General features: G+C 40.7%; 18 protein-coding genes and 1 pseudogene. 6 read left to right on the forward strand and 13 right to left on the reverse strand.

All coding sequences use genetic code 11. From position 1 onward, the window contains the following. Window positions 1-141 precede the first annotated feature (141 nt). Both C4B60_RS01965 and ytvI read left to right on the forward strand, forming a co-directional pair. Complete coding sequence (locus tag C4B60_RS01965; RefSeq protein ID WP_104056192.1) at window positions 142-501, forward strand: YugN family protein; 360 nt, start codon at window positions 142-144, stop codon at window positions 499-501. A gap of 174 nt (window positions 502-675) precedes the next feature. Beyond that, window positions 676-1,734: a sporulation integral membrane protein YtvI gene (gene ytvI, locus C4B60_RS01970; protein ID WP_104056195.1), complete on the forward strand. Its 1,059-nt coding sequence runs from the start codon at window positions 676-678 to the stop codon at window positions 1,732-1,734. Window positions 1,735-1,783: 49 nt separating this feature from the next. Here ytvI and C4B60_RS01975 read toward each other — a convergent pair whose 3' ends face one another. The 7 genes from C4B60_RS01975 to cyoE form a co-directional block, all read right to left on the reverse strand. Beyond that, entirely contained in the window at window positions 1,784-2,245 is a 462-nt protein-coding gene (locus tag C4B60_RS01975) for a DUF420 domain-containing protein (protein ID WP_104056197.1), read from the reverse strand. 36 nt (window positions 2,246-2,281) lie between these two features. Continuing rightward, window positions 2,282-3,190 carry a cytochrome c oxidase assembly factor CtaG gene (ctaG, locus tag C4B60_RS01980; RefSeq protein WP_104056199.1) on the reverse strand — a complete coding sequence of 303 codons (909 nt, stop codon included), beginning with the start codon at window positions 3,188-3,190 and terminating at the stop codon, window positions 2,282-2,284. Window positions 3,191-3,397: 207 nt separating this feature from the next. Further along, on the reverse strand, window positions 3,398-3,730 hold the full coding sequence (gene ctaF / locus C4B60_RS01985) for a cytochrome c oxidase subunit IVB (protein ID WP_104056201.1): 333 nt from the start codon (window positions 3,728-3,730) through the stop codon (window positions 3,398-3,400). A gap of 4 nt (window positions 3,731-3,734) precedes the next feature. Then, window positions 3,735-4,364, reverse strand: a complete 630-nt coding sequence (locus C4B60_RS01990) for a cytochrome (ubi)quinol oxidase subunit III (RefSeq protein ID WP_104056203.1) — start codon at window positions 4,362-4,364, stop codon at window positions 3,735-3,737. After that, the gene (ctaD, locus tag C4B60_RS01995) at window positions 4,364-6,253 is read right to left on the reverse strand and encodes a cytochrome c oxidase subunit I (RefSeq protein WP_104056205.1); all 1,890 of its coding nucleotides are present in this window, start codon (window positions 6,251-6,253) and stop codon (window positions 4,364-4,366) included. Before ctaD ends, C4B60_RS01990 begins: the two co-directional genes overlap by 1 nt. Before the next feature lie 30 nt (window positions 6,254-6,283). After that, window positions 6,284-7,390, reverse strand: a complete 1,107-nt coding sequence (gene coxB / locus C4B60_RS02000; RefSeq protein ID WP_104056207.1) for a cytochrome c oxidase subunit II — start codon at window positions 7,388-7,390, stop codon at window positions 6,284-6,286. A gap of 92 nt (window positions 7,391-7,482) precedes the next feature. Then, the gene (gene cyoE, locus C4B60_RS02005; protein ID WP_104056209.1) at window positions 7,483-8,397 is read right to left on the reverse strand and encodes a heme o synthase; all 915 of its coding nucleotides are present in this window, start codon (window positions 8,395-8,397) and stop codon (window positions 7,483-7,485) included. A 420-nt stretch (window positions 8,398-8,817) separates the two neighbouring features. On the opposite strand from cyoE, the gene C4B60_RS02010 reads away from it, so the two are divergent. Beyond that, window positions 8,818-9,729: a COX15/CtaA family protein gene (locus tag C4B60_RS02010; protein WP_483413968.1), complete on the forward strand. Its 912-nt coding sequence runs from the start codon at window positions 8,818-8,820 to the stop codon at window positions 9,727-9,729. 23 nt (window positions 9,730-9,752) lie between these two features. On the opposite strand, the gene pyc is transcribed toward C4B60_RS02010, so the two are convergent. From pyc to C4B60_RS02025, 3 genes are all read right to left on the reverse strand, one after another. Continuing rightward, window positions 9,753-13,193: a pyruvate carboxylase gene (gene pyc / locus C4B60_RS02015; RefSeq protein ID WP_104056211.1), complete on the reverse strand. Its 3,441-nt coding sequence runs from the start codon at window positions 13,191-13,193 to the stop codon at window positions 9,753-9,755. Window positions 13,194-13,234: 41 nt separating this feature from the next. Then, window positions 13,235-14,482: an FtsW/RodA/SpoVE family cell cycle protein gene (locus C4B60_RS02020; RefSeq protein ID WP_104056642.1), complete on the reverse strand. Its 1,248-nt coding sequence runs from the start codon at window positions 14,480-14,482 to the stop codon at window positions 13,235-13,237. Between the two features lie 121 nt (window positions 14,483-14,603). After that, window positions 14,604-14,885 (reverse strand): Fpa/YlaN family protein, encoded by a 282-nt coding sequence (locus C4B60_RS02025; protein WP_104056213.1) that lies wholly within the window; start codon window positions 14,883-14,885, stop codon window positions 14,604-14,606. Between the two features lie 239 nt (window positions 14,886-15,124). Here C4B60_RS02025 and C4B60_RS02030 point away from each other — a divergent pair, with 239 nt between their 5' ends. Then, window positions 15,125-15,622 carry a hypothetical protein gene (locus C4B60_RS02030; protein WP_104056215.1) on the forward strand — a complete coding sequence of 166 codons (498 nt, stop codon included), beginning with the start codon at window positions 15,125-15,127 and terminating at the stop codon, window positions 15,620-15,622. Window positions 15,623-15,651: 29 nt separating this feature from the next. Here the strand turns inward: C4B60_RS02030 and C4B60_RS02035 are convergent, their stop codons facing one another. Continuing rightward, window positions 15,652-16,107: a pyridoxamine 5'-phosphate oxidase family protein gene (locus tag C4B60_RS02035; RefSeq protein WP_104056217.1), complete on the reverse strand. Its 456-nt coding sequence runs from the start codon at window positions 16,105-16,107 to the stop codon at window positions 15,652-15,654. Window positions 16,108-16,265: 158 nt separating this feature from the next. Here C4B60_RS02035 and C4B60_RS02040 point away from each other — a divergent pair, with 158 nt between their 5' ends. Beyond that, the gene (locus C4B60_RS02040; protein WP_104056219.1) at window positions 16,266-16,469 is read left to right on the forward strand and encodes a YlaI family protein; all 204 of its coding nucleotides are present in this window, start codon (window positions 16,266-16,268) and stop codon (window positions 16,467-16,469) included. After that, on the forward strand, window positions 16,469-16,906 hold the full coding sequence (locus C4B60_RS02045; RefSeq protein WP_104056221.1) for a hypothetical protein: 438 nt from the start codon (window positions 16,469-16,471) through the stop codon (window positions 16,904-16,906). The genes C4B60_RS02040 and C4B60_RS02045 overlap by 1 nt, the downstream gene beginning before the upstream one ends. Window positions 16,907-16,966: 60 nt before the next feature. Here the strand turns inward: C4B60_RS02045 and C4B60_RS02050 are convergent. Both C4B60_RS02050 and leuD read right to left on the reverse strand, forming a co-directional pair. Next, window positions 16,967-17,908 (reverse strand): annotated as a pseudogene (locus C4B60_RS02050) (threonine ammonia-lyase); the annotation flags it as partial. A gap of 93 nt (window positions 17,909-18,001) precedes the next feature. Further along, on the reverse strand, window positions 18,002-18,586 hold the full coding sequence (gene leuD, locus C4B60_RS02055) for a 3-isopropylmalate dehydratase small subunit (RefSeq protein WP_104056225.1): 585 nt from the start codon (window positions 18,584-18,586) through the stop codon (window positions 18,002-18,004). Between the last annotated feature and the right edge of the window lie 10 nt (window positions 18,587-18,596).

Below are 18,596 nucleotides of genomic sequence, written 5' to 3' on the forward strand. Positions count from 1 at the left end.
CCCGCTCTAATTCATGATTTTGCCACAAATATCTTAATTAATATTCCTGACATAATTGCAACTTCTATTTTTTTCGACTATTATTAAATTGAGACGATTAATTTATTTCCAAGTCAGGAATCACAGGAGGGAATTTTTGCGATGCGCTTTGAAAATACAGGCTTTGAGACATTGCTTATAGAAGTAGACAGATTAGATGAAATAATGAAAGAACACGGTCTTATCCGTGCCGGTCAATGGGATTGGGAACGGGTAACATATGACCGCAAATTTGAAATTAGAGAAGGTACGTTTTATTTACGTGTCTTTGGCTATACTGATGATGGAGATATTGGTGCACATGATGCAGATGTAAAACTGCTTACACCTCTTCTTGGCAAGCATTATTATCCTCATGGTGTTGAATATGGCGAGGGTGAAGAGTTTCCTGATCACCTTGTGCAAACATGTGAAAAAATATTGGCTGCTGTTTATGAGGAATTATCTCTGATTACTGAATAAGTAGTTGAAAAGAGCCATTTTTATGGCTCTTTTATTATAACCATCGCTTTATATTCCAAATTTTACTTATCATTTCCCCGTCAGTTTAAGGAGCATACCCTTTCTGCTTCTTCATTTTTCGAATATAACCTGATTATAATATGACAAATCAATCTGTATGAAAGGGGTTCTAAATTGTCAAAGTATTTCAATAAACGAAATGGTGCAATCGTATTATTTACTGTAGTGACGATTTTAATTCTCTATTTTATTTTACCCGTATCGGTTCCTTTAATTATGGCCCTTATATCTGCCTTATTAGTAGAGCCGCTCGTTAAATTCTTTCAAAAGAGGCTAAAAATAAATAGAAAACTCTCAGTGGGGGCTGTCTTCATTCTGTTTATCGCTTCCTTAAGCTTTATTCTTTACTTCTCCATTACCCGCCTTGTCGGGCAGGCCATTCAATTTGTCGAGAATCTCCCTGAATACATAAATGAGGTTACTGAGTGGTGGGCTGGCTTTGAAGCTGATTTAACGATTGCATTTGCACAGGTCCCGGAGCAGGTACTCGAGCAGATGAGTTTGGAAATGGAAAACTTCCTGGTTGATTTCAGAACGAGTATAACAGGATTTATCAATGCAGAAACACTTACCGGAGTAGTCACAAATATTCCCGAATACCTGGTCAGCTTTATCGTGTACTTAATTGCACTGTTCCTGATAATGATTGACCTGCCGAAGATAAGAACTGGAATCTACTCGTATTTTCATGAACGTACTGCAGAAAAAGTCCGTTTTATGACAGCCAGACTTTCAAAAGTGGTTTGGGGTTTTGCCAAAGCTCAATTCCTTGTCAGTCTGTTAATTTTAGCAGGAGCCTTAATCGGCCTTTATCTGATTGCACCTGAGGTAGCTTTAATTATGGCTATTGTGATTTGGATTATTGATCTGATTCCCATTATCGGTTCTATTGCAGTCCTTGGTCCGTGGGCCATTTTCCAGCTGATATCAGGAGATATTGAACAAGGGATCCAGCTTTCCATCCTTGCAATCGTGCTTTTACTTATCAGAAGAATTATAGAACCTAAAGTGATGGGCAGCCATATCGGACTTTCTCCGCTTGCTACTCTGATTGCGATGTTTATAGGGTTGAAGCTATTTGGTCTGCTGGGATTTATTATCGGCCCTCTTATACTTATCGTTTTTAACTCTTCAAAAGAAGCAGGCATTATTAAGATGAATTTTAAGTTTTAACAATGAAAAGAGATCACATTCCCCTGTTGGTGAAGGTGACCTCTTTTTCTCATGTTCCAAGAATCGCTTTAATAACAGATGTAGTTTCTCCGCCCTCATACAGTACATATAGCAGTGAATACACCATTACCCCGGTAGTGGCAGTAAAAAACCAAATGACAGAGGTAATAGGGCCAATTCTTCGGTGTTTTGCGATGTTATTTTTATATCCAAGCCAAATTGTCACTAACCCAAAAACCGCTCCGGTAGTAGCAAGAGTAATATGAAATATCAAGAAAACCGTGTAGTAAATCTTCATATTATCAGGCCCGCCAAAAGCAGTATTACCGACGAAGATCGTTCTGCTGGCATAAATGATAAAGAACGTAAGAGCAGCTATAGCTGCAGCGTACATCGTTTTTTTATGAGCTTCAATCTTTCCTTTGCTGACAAGCACCCATCCCGCAGCCACTAATATTGCACTCACGACAATAAAAAATGTACTGAGGGTAGGCAGTAACGGTAAATTCATCTGTAATGTCCTCTTTCCATTAAATAATCCAATCTGTTAGACACGTTTAGCTTCATAGAAGGCCGCGTTGAACTTTTCGCCTTCTTCCTTTTCACGCCGGTACCATTCAAAGAATACCTGGCTGAGCACAATGCCGTATACAATTTCCTGTATAATTTTCATTACAATTCCGCCCAGTCGCTGATCGTAAAGCGGGTCCATTGAGCTGAATAATTCTGGGCCGGTTAGTCCGCTGAAAGAAAGGCTGTCAAGCGTTCCAGCCGGAACACATAATGCCATTGCCTGAAGCCACGATCCTCCATGATAGAAGGTGCTGTACATTGGCGAGTCGGAAAAAATAATTAAGGCACAGGCAGGAGTAAGAAGGATTCCTGCTCCGAATATATACCCGAGCTTCTTAATTCCGCTCAGTCTGTATTCGTCCTCTACTGTATTAACTAAAGGCCACCACATAAACAAGGATAGCATTAACAATAATGTTGTGTATCCGCCATGCAGGGCTGCATCAACTTTTACTGCGTCAAATACGATTGGCATATGGTACACAGAAAAGATACCATTGAATAATATTAATGCGATAATCGGCTGAGTGAAAAACCTGAACAACGGCCGGATAATTCGGATATTTATAACAGCTTTCCACATGTAAGCCGGAATTGCCTTAATAAGAAGCGGCGGGATAACAAGGTATAGTAATGCCATTTGAGCCATGTGAACGGCAAACAAAATATGAGCATATACATCAAGTGGAGAGCCTTTTACAATGTATGTAAGCAGCATAGCAGAAGCGAACAGTATAATTTGCTTTCTGGTCAGCGGCTCACTGTCTTTAAAGCGGTGTCTCCATTTTGTGGCCAACAAGAAGAAAAGAACCGTAAGAACAGCCAGGCTCACAAAAAAATAAGGACTCCAGAGAGCCTGGAAACCAAAAATCTTAATTGACATCTGGCACCTTCCTTTCACTTAAAACTCTATCTATATTATATCGGGGCTTTATACGTTAAACAACGCTGTTAGATGACAAAGTGTTGACAATCTTTTATTCCCTCTTAAAAAATGGCTTTTTCTGCCGCATTATCCCTTGTCATAACAGTATTCCTCAACATTAACAATGTAAAAGGACTGCCGAGTGTACTCGACAGTCCTTTTTTCTTACCACCAAACAATGGTTACAAATGTTAATACCGTTATAAATGCAACCAGCACACCTGAATAAAGAAACAGTGCCACAGTTCCATGGCCTTTATGACTCATGTGCATGAAATAGTACAGCTGAAGGACAACCTGCATCGCTGCAAGCACCAGCAGGATTGGATAAACATATATTTTATCAAAGCCTGCCATAACTGCTATAAATGCAATTAGAGTCATAAAGATCATCAAGGCGAAAGAAGTTACATGCTGGCGCATTTCCTGCTTTGCCTTTTTGCGTCTGTACTTATAGTTCACTTTCGGGTTCGCTGAAGTTGATTGTTGAGTCGCCATCAGTTTATCCCACCATTCCCATTAAGTATACAACCGTAAAGATAAATACCCACACAACGTCAATGAAATGCCAGTAAAGTGATGCTACAAAGAATTTCGGTGCGTTATAAAGATTCAGGCCACGGTTGGTATTTCTAATCAGTAATAAAATGAACCATCCAAGTCCGACAACTACGTGGGCTCCATGGAAGCCTACAAGTGTATAGAAAGCTGATCCGAATGCACTGCTTGTAAATGTATGCTCATATTCATGTACATAGTGGTAAAACTCATAAATTTCAAAGCCAAGGAAGGCAAGACCCAGACCGATTGTCACAACCAGCCAAATCTTCATTTTTTGGAAATTATAGTTTTTCATATGATACATCGCATACACGCTTGTTAATGATGAAGTTAAAAGAAGCATCGTCATGATAAAAACAAGCGGCAATTCATACATGTCAATAGCCAGATAATGGTCCGAGCCAGGGACTTTGTCTTTTAACGCAAGATACGTTGCAAATAAGGAAGCAAAAAGAACGGTTTCCCCGCCAAGGAATAGCCAAAATCCTAAAAATTTGTTTTTGCCTTCAAGGGTCGTTTTCTCAGGGGATTCAGGCCATGTTCTGGATGTGAATTTTTCCTGTGTATCCATTATTCCCTGCCCCCTTCTTCGTCATCTAGTAAATCTTCTTTGTGAATATGATACCCATGGTCATCCTTAAGTGAACGGACGGCCATTGCACCAATCGTGATCAGCATACCAATAATTAATACCGGTAATGCCCAGACAAAACTCTCTCCTTCTGAAGCACGCCAGCTAACCTGATACATCGCACCAAATGCCGCAATAAATAATCCAAGAGACATCACAAATGGAATAAACGAATTATTCGGCATGTGAATATCAGATAATGGCTCAGCAGGAGTCATTTTCGTGTTGCCTTCCATTTTTTCAATCCAGTAAGGATCAAGTCCGCGGACTAGTGGAAGCTGCTTAAAGTTATAAAACGGCGGCGGTGATGGAATCGCCCATTCTAGCGTACGTCCGTCTCCCCATGGATCGTTTCCGACCCGTACATTTTTAACCTGAGTAATGACGATATTGACAAGCAGTACAATAACAGCGACAGCCATAAAGAACGCACCTACTGTACTGATCAGATTCGGCATGTCCAGACCCTGACCAGGGAGGAACTTCCAAATACGACGCGGCATACCCATAAGTCCAAGGAAATGCTGGATAAAGAATGTAGCATGGAAACCGATTAAGAATAGCCAGAATGTTATTTTTCCAAGGAACTCATTTAGCATGGTTCCAAACATTTTTGGCCAGTAGAAATGTGTTCCTGCCAACAATCCAAGTACAACCCCACCGATGATTACATAGTGAAAGTGAGCTACAACAAAATACGTATCGTGATACTGGTAATCAGCTGCTGCTGACGCAAGCATTACCCCTGTTACTCCACCTGCTGTGAAGGAAGGGATAAAGGCAACTGCGTAAAGCATAGGGGTTGTAAAGCTGATGCTTCCGCCCCACATAGTCAGCATCCAGTTAAAGATTTTAACACCTGTCGGAACGGCAATTGCCATTGTAGCTACGGCAAAGATCGCGTTAGCTGTTGGGCCAAGACCTACAGTAAACATATGGTGGGCCCAAACCATGAAGCCAAGGAAACCGATCAATACTGTTGCAAAAACCATTGCTGCGTAACCGAAAAGACGCTTTCTTGAGAAGGTAGCAAAAATTTCAGAGAAGATTCCGAATGCCGGAAGAATCAGGATGTAAACCTCAGGGTGTCCAAAAATCCAGAAAAGATGCTCCCAGATAATCGTGTTACCTCCCATTGAGGCATCAAAGAAATTCGCACCGAACATACGGTCAAACATCATTAGAAAAAGTCCAACTGTCAGTGGCGGGAATGCAAATAAAATTAGTGCCGATGCTACGAATGTAGACCAGGTAAACAGCGGCATACGCATATAAGTCATCCCTGGCGCACGCATATTAATAATGGTTACAAGGAAGTTAATCCCGGATATTAATGTCCCGGCTCCTGATATTTGAAGACCCAAAACATAAAAATCAATTCCATGTCCCTCAGAGGCAATGGACAGCGACGCATAAGATGTCCAGCCCGCATCAGGCGCTCCTCCTAAAAACCATGAAAGGTTAAGAAAAACTCCTCCAAAGAAAAACAGCCAGAAGCCCAGTGAGTTTAAGAACGGAAAAGCAACGTCACGCGCTCCTATTTGGAGAGGTACAATTGCATTCATAAAACCAAATAACAGCGGCATGGCTGCAAGGAATATCATTGTTGTTCCATGCATTGTTAACAATTCATTGTATAGTCCTGCGCTAACGAAGTTGTTGTCAGGAACAGCCAGCTGAATACGGATGATCATGGCTTCTATACCGCCGACCAGGAAGAAAAAACCTCCAGAAGTAAGATAAAGTATGGCAATCTTCTTATGGTCGACCGTTGTGAGGTAATCCCACAGGACTGCTAAGAATCCCTTTTTTTGTGCAACGGTACTCACTTATTTTACCTCCCTTGTTCAATCTCTAAGTTATTCACTAAAAACCTTTAAGCTCATTAAGTATTCAGTTAAAGCATCCAGATCTTCATCAGATAAATCATCTTCATTGTAAACAGGCATTTTATTACCCGGCTTCAGTGAATCTGAATTACGGATCCAGTCTTTAATATTATCCTCCTGAGAAAGATCCGGATCTCTGTTGTCAAGAATTCCTGCAACATATGACCGTTCACCGAAGGTAGTAAGGTTTGGTCCTGTAGAAGAACCAATTTGCTGGGTAGGGTCAACAGCATGACAGCCAATACAGCCCTGATCCTGATAAACCTCCTGCCCTCTTGCCTGCAGTTCATTTTCAGGCTGCTGCTCTTCTTCTGCCACTTCCTGCATCGCAGTTACCCATTCTTCAAACTCGTCGCCGGACATTGTTTGAACTTTAAAGTCCATTAAGGCGTGAGAAGGTCCGCAAAGCTCGGCACATTTCCCGTAGAATAAATTATCTACATTCTCAGCAGCTTCGCTGTCAAAGTTTAAGTAAAAGGTGTTCACATTTTCTACGTTGGTATCAATCTTACCGCCAACAGCAGGAATCCAGAATGAGTGCTTTACATCATGCCCAATTACATTAAAATACACATTCTGATCTGTAGGAACGACTAAATCCTGTGCCGTTACAATTCCCTGATCCGGATAAGCGAACTCCCACCAGTAGAGATTGGCACGAACATCAATAACTAAAGCAGTTCTATTGCCTTCTTCGTCCACTTCTTCCATTTCTGCCTGATCGGCAAGTGCAAATGTCACATAAACAGTTGGTACCGCTAACACTAGAACCAGGATTATCGGGATAACTGTCCACATAATTTCAAGTGTATGACTTCCTTCCACCTGCTTAGGAATAACATCTTCTCCTATTTTCGAGCGGCGGAATTTCGTAATGGCAATAATGTATACAATTGCTACTACAATAATTACAACAACCATGATAACAGCACTTAGTATCATTAAGTTATATTGCTGCCGAGCCACTTCACCTGCAGGTTGAAGGGCAGATACGAACGGCTCTCCACAGCCGGACAGAATAAACGCTAACGCCGTAAACAACGACAAAAGGCGCCATTTCTTTAGCCCATTTTTCATAGCTTAATTAAACCCCTCTTTCATTCAAATATTCTTAAGTATTGGAGAAAATGATCTATATGGATTTCTTATGAAGAAAGAATTCCTGAGAATTAAATGAAGGTGATGAGAACCATTCCGACAAATAAAATGGTTAAATAATTCAGCGAATACACAAACATGAGGGTAGCCCATTTGTGATCATCTTTCATTCGATACCCTGAAAGTGAAAGCGCTAACCAGCCTAAATTCAAAATTGTTGCCAGCACCAGAAAGATCACGCCAAGCTCTGTCAATAAAAACGGCAGAGGCAGAAGTGCGATAATCCAAAAAAGCATATGTTTTTTTGTTACTGCAAAGCCTTTAACCACAGGAAGCATTGGTATTCCTGCTGCGCGGTACTCTTCAACCCTTCTCATTGCAATTGCATAAAAATGAGGAAGCTGCCACACAAACATAATTAAAAACAGTGCCAGTGGAATCATTCCAAGCCCTGGATCAATTGCTGCCCAGCCAATTAATGGCGGTACTGCTCCTGATACACTTCCTACAATCGTGTTGCTGACATATCTTCTTTTAGACCACATCGTATAAAGGCCTACATAGCTGACAACCCCGATTAATCCAATCAATCCTGCTGTAAAAGTAGTCATAAACAGCATGATTTGTCCGGCAGCAATCAGAACAAGACCCAGTACCAGTACTCTTGATGGCTGGACTCTGCCTGTTACAGTAGGGCGGTTTTTCGTACGCTCCATCAAATGATCAATGTCCCGGTCAATATAATTATTAATGCTGCAAGAACCTGCTACGATTAATGAGGAACCAATTAATGTAAGAAGCATAATATCCAATGATCCGAGGAAATTGGCGTTCGTAAAATACATTGCCAACCATAGCCCTGTAAAGGTAGTAATAAAATTAGAATTAACGATTCCAATTTTAATTAGAGCGAGGAAATCTTTCCAAGCAGTTGTTTCAGAAAAATCTGCCCCTTTCACAGCCGACACAACTCGACTATTTGACACATTTTCCCCTCCTCTCCATACTTGCTAATACAATTTACTACATCTACTATAAAGGATAGCGAACATGATTTCTATATTTAAAATGAAATTCAGACAACTTGTCTAACTTACATTTTAAAGAAATGTAACAATTCCTTCACATCTCAGAAGAGCCTTCTTATAATACCACAATAAGAAGTTATCTTTAAATAACTTTAAAAATTGTGGAGCCGATATGAATGTGAATATAATTTGTCTCTCATTTTGAATAAACTGTGTCACATCCTAAAAAAGGGTACCATCCTGCACGCATCTGTACCATAATAAGAATGATGCTTTTACAATACTGTTTTTTACAATATGTGGATGAAATTCTTTTTTTTATGATTAAGTAAATAGAATAAATTGATTAAGAAGGTGAAACTTTTGCAGTCAAAGGCTTTGAAATTTTTAGCCGTCCTTACAAGTATCGTAATGCTCCTTGTTCTTTTAGGAGGGGCTTTAGTAACAAAAACAGACTCAGGAGCCGGCTGCGGGCAATCTTTTCCGCTCTGCCACGGACAGGTAATCCCCGATGAACTGCTATTTGAAACGATTGTAGAGCTTTCCCACCGGGTGGTTTCTGCTGTTGCGGGAATCCTAGTATTAATTTTATCTGTCTGGTCCTGGAGAGCAATTGGACATAAAAGGGAAACAAATTTTTTAGCCATCCTTGCATTTTTCTTTTTAATGCTTCAGGCACTTCTTGGTGCAGGAGCTGTGGTTTGGGGGCACTCGGATGTTATTTTAGCACTTCATTTTGGTATTTCGCTCATCTCCTTTGCAGCAGTGCTGCTTTTAACATTGCTTATATTCGAGGTTGACCGGAAATTTAATGCAGAATTGATCGTTATTGATAAACGCATGAGGTATCACGCCTACGGCTTAATGACTTATATCTTTGTCGTTGTTTATTCCGGTGCATTCGTCCGTCATACAAATTCCAGCCTTGCGTGTCCCGACTGGCCGTTTTGTGTAAATAGTCAATGGAACACCCTCCCGCTAAACCCATCACAGTGGTTTCAGATGGGCCACAGGATGGCAGCTGCATTTATCTTTATCTGGATCTGCTACCTGGCTTACATTGCATACCGTGATTATAAACACCAAAAGGTCATCTACTATGGGTGGATGATTGCTTTTGGGCTTGTACTTGGACAAGTTGTAACAGGAGCTCTTGTTGTTATTACAAGACTTAATTTAGTATTGGCATTATCCCACGCACTTATAATCTCCCTGTTGTTTGGACTGTTAAGTTATTTTCTGCTTCTCATGTCCCGGGCAAAGGTTAATAGCAAAAAAAAGGACGAGTAGTGAAAATCACTACCCGCCTTTTTTTATTTCTTTTTAAGCTTTAACAGCAGATCACCAGGCTTTAACGATTCGCCTGCTTCAACAAAGATTCCATCTACCGTTCCATCAAATGGGGCCTGTACAGTTGTTTCCATTTTCATGGCTTCAGTAATAATGAGATGCTCTCCCTGTTTTACTTCATCCCCTGCTTTTACAACAACCTGCAGCACAGTTCCAGGCATAGTTGCACCAAGTTCTTCATCGTTTTTCGGATCAGCCTTTTGTTTTACAGCCACAGTCGACTTAATGCTTTCATCTTTTATTACGACCTCACGCTGCTGTCCATTTAAGTCAAAGTAAAGCACCCGCGTTCCGTCCTGTCTTGCTTCTCCTATCGAAACAAGCTTAAGAATAAGGGTTTTTCCGGTTTCGATCTCGACATCTATTTCTTCACCCAGCCTCATTCCAAAAAAGAAGGTTGGTGTGTCAATAACCGATACATCTCCAAACTGCTGCTGAGTATCGGCAAATTCCTTAAACACCTTTGGATAAAGAGCATGAGCCAATGCGTCAAAATGGGTAACCGGACGCCCTAATTCCTGAAAAAGGCTTTCCTTAATTTTATCAAAATCAACAGCCTCCAACAGCTCTCCAGGTCTTACGGTAATCGGCTCTTTCCCTTTCAGTACAGCTGTCTGCAGCTCTTTTGGAAAACCGCCGTGCGGCTGGCCAAGATAGCCTGAAAACAGTTCAATTACAGAGTCAGGAAAATCAATGGATCTTCCTTTTTCAATGACCGTTTCTTCATTCAGATCATTTTGAACCATAAATAAAGCCATATCGCCTACTACCTTTGAGGAAGGAGTAACCTTTACGATATCACCGAACAGTTGATTTACGCGTGCATACATATTTTTTACTTCTTCCCAGCGTTCACCAAGTCCGACTGCTTTCGCCTGCTGCTGCAGATTACTATATTGTCCTCCCGGCATCTCATGCTTGTAAATTTCAGAATGAGGAGAATTCATGCCGCTTTCGAAGTCATGATAATATTTTCTGACATCCTCCCAGTAATGGGAAAGGGTTTCTGAGTGGTCTTCGTCCACTCTTAAGGCCCGGTTTGACCCTGAAAGTGCATAGCTCAGTGTGCTTGCACTTGGCTGGGATGTTAAGCCCCCCATTGAACCCAAGGCTGTATCAACAATATCTACCCCTGCTTCAATCGCCTTTGCATATTGAAAGATACCATTGCCGCTTGTATCATGAGTATGCAAATGAATCGGAAGCTCTGTTGTTTCTTTTAATTCAGTAATAAGTCTATAGGCTGCTTCAGGCTTTAGTAACCCGGCCATATCCTTAATTGCTAAAATATGAGCTCCTTGCGCTTCCAATTCTTTTGCCAGCGTTTTATAGTAGTCCAGATCATATTTTGAACGGGTGGGATCAAGGATATCCCCTGTGTAGCAAATCGCTGCTTCAGCAATTTTTCCGGAATCGCGCACCGCTTCAATCGCCACTTCCATCCCTTTAACCCAATTAAGGCTGTCAAAAATCCGAAACACATCAACGCCTGCATAAGCAGATTTTTGAACAAATTCTTTAATGACATTATCCGGATAATTTTTGTACCCCACCGCATTTGAAGCACGAAGGAGCATTTGAAAAAGCACATTCGGGATTTTTTCACGCAGCGTTAAAAGTCTCATCCAAGGATCCTCTTTTAAAAAACGGTAGGCAACATCAAAGGTTGCGCCTCCCCACATTTCAAACGAGAATAAATCCGATTGCATTCTTGCTGAGGCATCTGCAATATTTTTCAGATCAACTGTCCTGACACGTGTCGCTAGCAGAGACTGGTGAGCATCTCTAAAGGTCGTATCGGTCATAAGAACATCTTTTTGATTTTTAACCCATTTAACTAACCCTTCTGCTCCTTCTGCATCCAGGATTTGCCTGGTGCCGTTTGGAGGGGCTTCCAGTAAATTCACTTTAGGAATCCTTGGCTTTTGAAACTCAGGCTTCGCTCTTTTTTCAACGCCGGGGAATCCGTTAATAGTTACATTTCCAATATAGGAAAGCATTTTTGTTCCTCTGTCCTTCCGCTTTGGAAAAAAGAACAGTTCAGGTGTTGAATCAATAAATGAGGTATTATAATCACCTGTCAGGAAGTTTTCATGCTTCACAACATTTTCAAGGAAAGGAATATTAGTTTTTATCCCTCTAATTCTGAATTCCTGCAGATTTCTTACCATTTTGGCAGCTGCCTGTTCAAATGTCAGCGCCCAGGTGGAAACCTTTACCAGAAGCGAATCGTAGTGAGCGGAAATTTCAGCGCCCTGATAACCATTCCCTGCATCAAGTCTTACACCAAAGCCTCCGCCGGAACGATAGGCCATAATACGCCCCGAATCAGGCATAAACCCGTTTAAAGGGTCTTCTGTCGTTACACGCGACTGAATCGCATATCCGTTCAGCTGGATTTTATCCTGCTCCGGGATCGACATCTTTTTGCTGTGCAGGGCATGTCCTTCAGCAATTAATATTTGAGATTGAACAATATCAATTCCTGTAATCATTTCTGTAATGGTGTGCTCAACCTGCACACGGGGATTTACCTCAATAAAGAAAAATTCCCCATTCGCTACCAGGAATTCAACAGTTCCTGCATTTATATAGCTTACATTATTGGCAAGCTTAACAGCTGCATCACAAATTTCATCACGGAGTGTCTCAGACAAAGCAAGAGAAGGTGCAACTTCTACTACTTTTTGATGACGGCGTTGAATGGAGCAATCCCGCTCATATAAATGAATGATTGTCCCGTCCTGATCGCCAAGGATCTGAACTTCAATATGCTTAGGGTTTTCAATAAATCTTTCAACATATACCTCATCATTACCAAAGGCAGCCTTTGCTTCAGATTTAGCGCGTTCATAGGATTCCTTTACATCTCCAGCTGAGCGCACAATTCTCATCCCACGTCCGCCGCCGCCTAAAGAAGCTTTTATAATGAAAGGAAAACCGTGCTTTTCCCCAAATTGTACAACCTCATCGATGCTTTCCACAGGACCATCGCTTCCGGGAATAACCGGAATATTAGCTATTACAGCCTGCTGCCTTGCTTTAACCTTATCCCCAAACATATCTAAATGATGGGATGTTGGTCCGATAAAAATAATCCCTTCTTCTTCACATCTCCTGGCAAAATGAATATTTTCAGAAAGAAAACCATAACCTGGATGAATAGCATCCACATGAGCCCGCTTGGCAATCTCAATAATTCCGTCAATATCCAAATAGGCGTCTATCGGTTTTTTTCCTTCTCCTACTATGTAAGCTTCATCCGCTTTAAAGCGGTGAAACGAGCCGCTGTCCTCTTTTGAATAAACAGCAACAGTTCTTATGTTCAGCTCAGTACAGGCACGAAAAACACGTATTGCAATTTCCCCTCGGTTAGCCACAAGAATTTTTTTGATTTTTTTCAAAAAAACTACCTCCTTTTGGATGTGAAAAAAGACAGAACATATTACCCTCTGTTTGTTTTACGATGCTGCTTTGATGCTGCTGCCTGATAGTTTGCAGTCTGCACCGATGATGTTGGATTCTGCTCTGCATTTCTGTAGCGGTCCTCGTATTTAACAAACATTGAGACATTCAGCAATAGCCCCATAGCTAATGATAAGAGAATTAAAGAAGATCCGCCATAGCTAATAAAAGGAAGCGGCACACCCGTTATAGGGATAACTCCGGACATCCCTCCAAGATTAATAAAGGTTTGGATTCCGATCATGCTTGAAATGCCGATCGCAAGCATTTTGCCAAAACGGTCCCTGCTTTTTATGCCGATCGTAATTCCTCTTAACACAATGTAAGCAAGTCCAATCACCACAAATCCTACACCGGCAATTCCCAATTCTTCTGCGATGATTGCCATAATAAAATCAGTGTGGGGTTCAGGCAGATAGCCAAGCTTTTGTATGCTCTGTCCTAATCCGATTCCCCAAAGCCCTCCGTTTCCAATAGCGTAATAGGAGCCTACGAGCTGCCAGCCGTTGTCGCTAATATGAGCAAAAGGATCTGTATAAGCAGCGATTCTTCCAAGTCTCTCCTCAGAAAAAATCTTATCAAATCCATCCTTTTGAAATAAAAACAAAAGACTGCTTAAAAAAGCGACGATAGCAGCTCCAATTGCCGCAAGCTTAAGCATGCTTTTCAGCCGCATACCCGAGGAAATGATCACACTCATTCCTATGCAGAAAATAATGGCGGCTGTCCCAAAATCCGGCTCCAGTGCAACCATAAAGCATGTTACGATCAGGATTGTCAAAGGGGGCATCACCCCTCTGTTAAATTCATCAATATAAGCATACTTTTTTGCATAAATAGCAGAAAGATAGACAATAATTCCAAGCTTTGCAAACTCAGATGGCTGTAATTGAAAAGAACCGATTTGGAGCCAGCTCTGTGCATTATTAATATTTGCTCCAAAAATCTGCACTGCCCCTAAAAGCGTAAACATTACTATCAGAATAAGGACCATCATAAACTTTTCACGGTAAAGCTTGTACGGAATGAGTGCCATTAAAGAAAAGCCGATAAAACCAATGATTAAATTTCTTAACTGAAGCCTGTAAAAAAAGTCAGAAGGCTGATCGAGTATTTCTACTGCATAAACCATTCCTGCACTGTATACCATTACTACCCCGAATATCCCCAAAAGAAGATATGTAACAAGAAGGGAATAATCGTAGGATTTAAACATTCTTCTCAGAATGGTTGACATTCATATCAGTCCTATCTAGATTTTATATTTCGATCTTAAGCGTCAAAATACCTGCTTTTTTGATATAAAAAAACCCAAACAATCTTTATCCATTGTTTGAGCAGGTAAACCATTATTTTTTTGTGAATGCTTCATGCAGGACTGAAAGCTCTCTTTCAAGAGAATCCATAAGAGTCTTCCCATCCATTTCATCCACAAGCCCGAGTCGTACAGCAAACTCTATTTCACGGGATAACCCAAACATTTGCGTATCTAAAACCTCTTCGTACAATGGACACTGGGGCATCGTCAGGTTGTCCATTTGAACTTTAATAAGCTGGGCAATTTTTTCGGCGTCCTTGCGTAAAAGCATGTATGCTTTTTCACGATGGTCGATTTTAGTTTCTGATGTCACATTGATCCCCCCATTCCATGCAAATTACTTTCCATTTATTTAAAAAAAGGATGTTACACTCTTTTTCAGCTTTCTTTGCTCTTTTATAAAGTGTAGCGGTTTAAAGCCTAAAATGCAAGCTTCTCCGGGGCTTAGATTGTGTTAAATTCATGATTTTTTTACTGCTTTGAATGTGACACTCCAGTTGATACGTTGTATACTTTCGATTGTAGGATGTAAATTCATAAGGGGGTAATAAAATGAATGGAACAATACCAATCGAAGGGCTGGTAAAATTCAAAATCACCCTGGATCCGGGTGTTTGGATTTTAGATGACCGTAAAATAGATCTGCTTACTTATTTTGAAGAAGAAGTCGAACAAAAAGATGAGCTGGAGGAATATACAAAAGCAGTAGCTTCTCACTTCTCCCGTGAAATACAGGAAGGGGCTGCTTACCCCCCTACCTTAAAAACAGAAAGAAAATACGAACGACAGAAGCTAATTACCGGCACATTCGGAATTCCTTTAAAGCCTTTTATTGAAAATGCCGAACCGGAAGCAGAAGCTGCTGAGCTTACTGTACAAACTTCAGACGGTTCTCATTCGTTTTCATTAGAGGAGGCTAAAACGCTTATTCTTGCCTTCTCAAAGGAAGGTAAGCCGCTTACAGAGGATGGACCCGTTCATGTATTGTTTTCTGATGGCTCCAATCGCTCCAATCCAATTAAACATGTTGAAAAGCTAATCATATCTTAATGAAAAAAGCACCGGCATGATTGATCATGTCAGTGCTTTTTTAATTCAGTTAAAACCTGTTCATCAAGTTTTTTTGCAGCTTCTTCATCATACGTTTTATTAAATTTGGGTTCTGAGACGATTTTGGCTCCATAAAACATAATATCACGCACTTCCTCAATCTCCAGTTTGATAATTGTCAAATTTATCGGGATTAGTGAAGATGCCTCTCCTTGAACCGATGCCCTGCCACCAATTGAATAAGAGGTTTCGTTCGCAATAATATTTAATGCCACAATCGGCTGCCTGGCGATATTCTGGATAATCCTTGAACGGTTGTCTACTGCAAATAAAATGGTAAACTCATCCTTGGCATGAACCCAGGAAAGGGCACTGACATTGGGTCCTCCTGTCTTAAAATCAACTGTAGATAACTGAACGAACCGTTCCTGTAAAAGTTCCTCAAATAGCTCCTGTGATAGTCGATCCTCAACGCGATTTGCCACCTTCATCACCTTCCTTATATACTGATATTATAATACAAAAACTGTTTATTTTTAGAGGAATTTCTCCGATAGGTCAAAATTTCCCTTCGCACGTTTCATTCCCCAATTGAAGTCATGCTATACTAGTAATAAATGTCTGGTTTTTGGAGGTGTTTTAGATGAGAGTCAAGTGCTTTATATGCGATAAAATTGAATCAATAGAGGATTTCAGTCCGCTTGCAAAAAAATTACGCAACCGTCCAATCCATACCTACCTCTGCTCTGATTGTAACCGTAGGATTGAAGAAAAAACAAAGAAAAGAATTGCTACTGGCAATTTTAAATTATATAAAAGCTCCCAGCAGATTGAGGAAGATTTTTAATGCTTCTTAGAGGAACCTTTCTTGGGATCTGCTCTGGATTTGTTTTGGGACTTATGATGAAATGGTTCGAATCGCTTAGTTCTGTAAAGGTATATACTCTTTTTTTAAATGTAGATTTTATTCCTCTGCTTGGTGACTATATATGGCCTGAATGGATTGAGTTCTTTTTTCATCAGATTATTGCCGTCATCATTGGACTGCTGTATGTTTTCATTCTTGAAAAATACTTATCTAATCGAATTAAATCCAAATTTATACTGGCCTTCATTCTTACTTTCCCTACTGTTTTTCTGTATTTTCCGCTGGCAGTTTTAGCAATAAAAGATGTTCCTGATCCGGCAAATATCCAGGCATTTGGATTGTGGGCAGCAGCTCATTTTATTTATTTTCTTTCCCTTCCGTTTTTTTACTGGATTGCTGATCATAAAAATAATTAACTAGTACAGCTAAAAAAGGACGCCTGATAAGGCGCCCTTTTTTATTCATTTGTTAAGTTGTTAAATAATATATTGCTCCCGTTTTTTATTCGCATGGTCATTTTCGATGATTTTTCTGCAATCCTCTAATTTTGCCACGTCGAAGTTCCCTCCGCTTACTACTACGCCTATTTTAAGATCCTTAGCGGGAAGATGATGACTTAGTAAAGCTGCCACACCAGCAGCACCTGCGCCTTCTACAAGAAGCTTCTCGCGCTCAAGCATAAACAGTATTGCGTTTGCAATTTCAGCTTCAGAGACAGTAATCATATCATCTACATGAGATTTGATAATTTCTGTCGTATAACTGCCCGGAAATTTCACCTTTATGCCTTCAGCGATTGTAGGATTAAACGGAATCAGCCTCTCATCCAGACCGTGATAAGCAGAAGCGATAGCCGGAGCCGAGGCTGCCTGTACCCCGATCACCTTTACATCAGGTCTGATCGCTTTAACCGCTAAGGCTGTTCCTGCTAAAAGTCCGCCTCCTCCTGCCGGTACAAGGATTACTTCTAAATCCGGTTTCTGTTGGAGCATTTCAAGTGCAACCGTTGCCTGTCCTTCAATAATGGTCATATCGTTAAAAGGGTGAACAAATGTAGCTCCTGTTTTCTCCTGCTGAATACAAGCCGCCTCATAGGCTTCATCAAACGTTTCACCGACAAGCTCAACCCTGGCTCCATACTCTCTGGTTGCACTAACTTTGGATGATGGTGTGGTGGTCGGCATAAAAATGGTCACCTGAACACCTTTTTCTTTTCCGGCCAGAGCTACTCCTTGTGCATGGTTGCCCGCGGATGCCGCAATGATTCCTCTTTTACATTCCAAATCAGTAAGCTGGGAGATCTTATTATACGCTCCCCGCAGCTTAAAAGATCCAGTCCTTTGAAGATTCTCAAGCTTCATCCAAACTGTATTGCCTGTCCTTTGGTTCAGCGTACTGGACTGCTTGCATGGTGTGCGGTGGACAACTTCGCTTAAACGTTCTGCTGCTTTAAATAAGCTCGCTGTGTCATGTGAATTCCCAAGTTGATCATCCTCTCAAATAAACGTTTTTTATGAATGTGATTTTTCATACTGAACGATCTGATCTTCGAATTGAAATGTTAATGCAATTTCATCCCAACCGTTAAGCAGCATCTCTTTCCAGTAGGGATCAATATCGAATGTAACCCTGCCGCTGCTAATACTTTCAATCGTTTGATTTTCTAAATCAATGCTCAATTGATTTTTCTTCCCTTTGCTATCTTTCAGCAAAATTTCAACGGTTTCTTCATTTAACCGGATAGGCAAAATCCCGTTTTTTACACAGTTATTATAAAAGATATCTGCAAAGCTGGGTGCGATGACTACCTTAAATCCGTAATCCAAGAGTGCCCACGGTGCATGCTCCCTTGAAGAGCCGCAGCCAAAATTATGGCTAGCCAATAAGATAGTAGATTCTTCATAAAGAGGGTCATTTAAAACGAAATCTTCATTTTTGGACCCGTCTTCTTTAAAGCGCCATCCATAAAAGAGAAATTCTCCAAATCCTGTACGCTCTATTCTTTTTAAAAATTGTTTAGGAATAATTTGATCTGTATCAACGTTCACCCGGTCAAGAGGGGTGATAATACTTGTAAGCTTATTAATCGGCTCCATTCTAACCCTC

Origin of the sequence: Jeotgalibacillus proteolyticus (assembly GCF_002926065.1) — a bacterium.
In the GTDB taxonomy this organism is placed as follows: domain Bacteria; phylum Bacillota; class Bacilli; order Bacillales; family Jeotgalibacillaceae; genus Jeotgalibacillus; species Jeotgalibacillus proteolyticus.

What these genes read in the sequence shown, in the direction of transcription:
- C4B60_RS02040 (WP_104056219.1), top strand. Translation starts at nt 16,266, where the DNA reads ATGAGAGTCAAGTGCTTTATATGCGATAAAATTGAATCAATAGAGGAT.
- coxB (WP_104056207.1), bottom strand. Translation starts at nt 7,390, where the DNA reads ATGAAAAATGGGCTAAAGAAATGGCGCCTTTTGTCGTTGTTTACGGCG.
- C4B60_RS01990 (WP_104056203.1), bottom strand. Translation starts at nt 4,364, where the DNA reads ATGGATACACAGGAAAAATTCACATCCAGAACATGGCCTGAATCCCCT.
- C4B60_RS01975 (WP_104056197.1), bottom strand. Translation starts at nt 2,245, where the DNA reads ATGAATTTACCGTTACTGCCTACCCTCAGTACATTTTTTATTGTCGTG.
- ctaG (WP_104056199.1), bottom strand. Translation starts at nt 3,190, where the DNA reads ATGTCAATTAAGATTTTTGGTTTCCAGGCTCTCTGGAGTCCTTATTTT.
- leuD (WP_104056225.1), bottom strand. Translation starts at nt 18,586, where the DNA reads ATGGAGCCGATTAATAAGCTTACAAGTATTATCACCCCTCTTGACCGG.
- C4B60_RS02030 (WP_104056215.1), top strand. Translation starts at nt 15,125, where the DNA reads ATGAATGGAACAATACCAATCGAAGGGCTGGTAAAATTCAAAATCACC.
- ctaF (WP_104056201.1), bottom strand. Translation starts at nt 3,730, where the DNA reads ATGGCGACTCAACAATCAACTTCAGCGAACCCGAAAGTGAACTATAAG.
- C4B60_RS01965 (WP_104056192.1), top strand. Translation starts at nt 142, where the DNA reads ATGCGCTTTGAAAATACAGGCTTTGAGACATTGCTTATAGAAGTAGAC.
- C4B60_RS02045 (WP_104056221.1), top strand. Translation starts at nt 16,469, where the DNA reads ATGCTTCTTAGAGGAACCTTTCTTGGGATCTGCTCTGGATTTGTTTTG.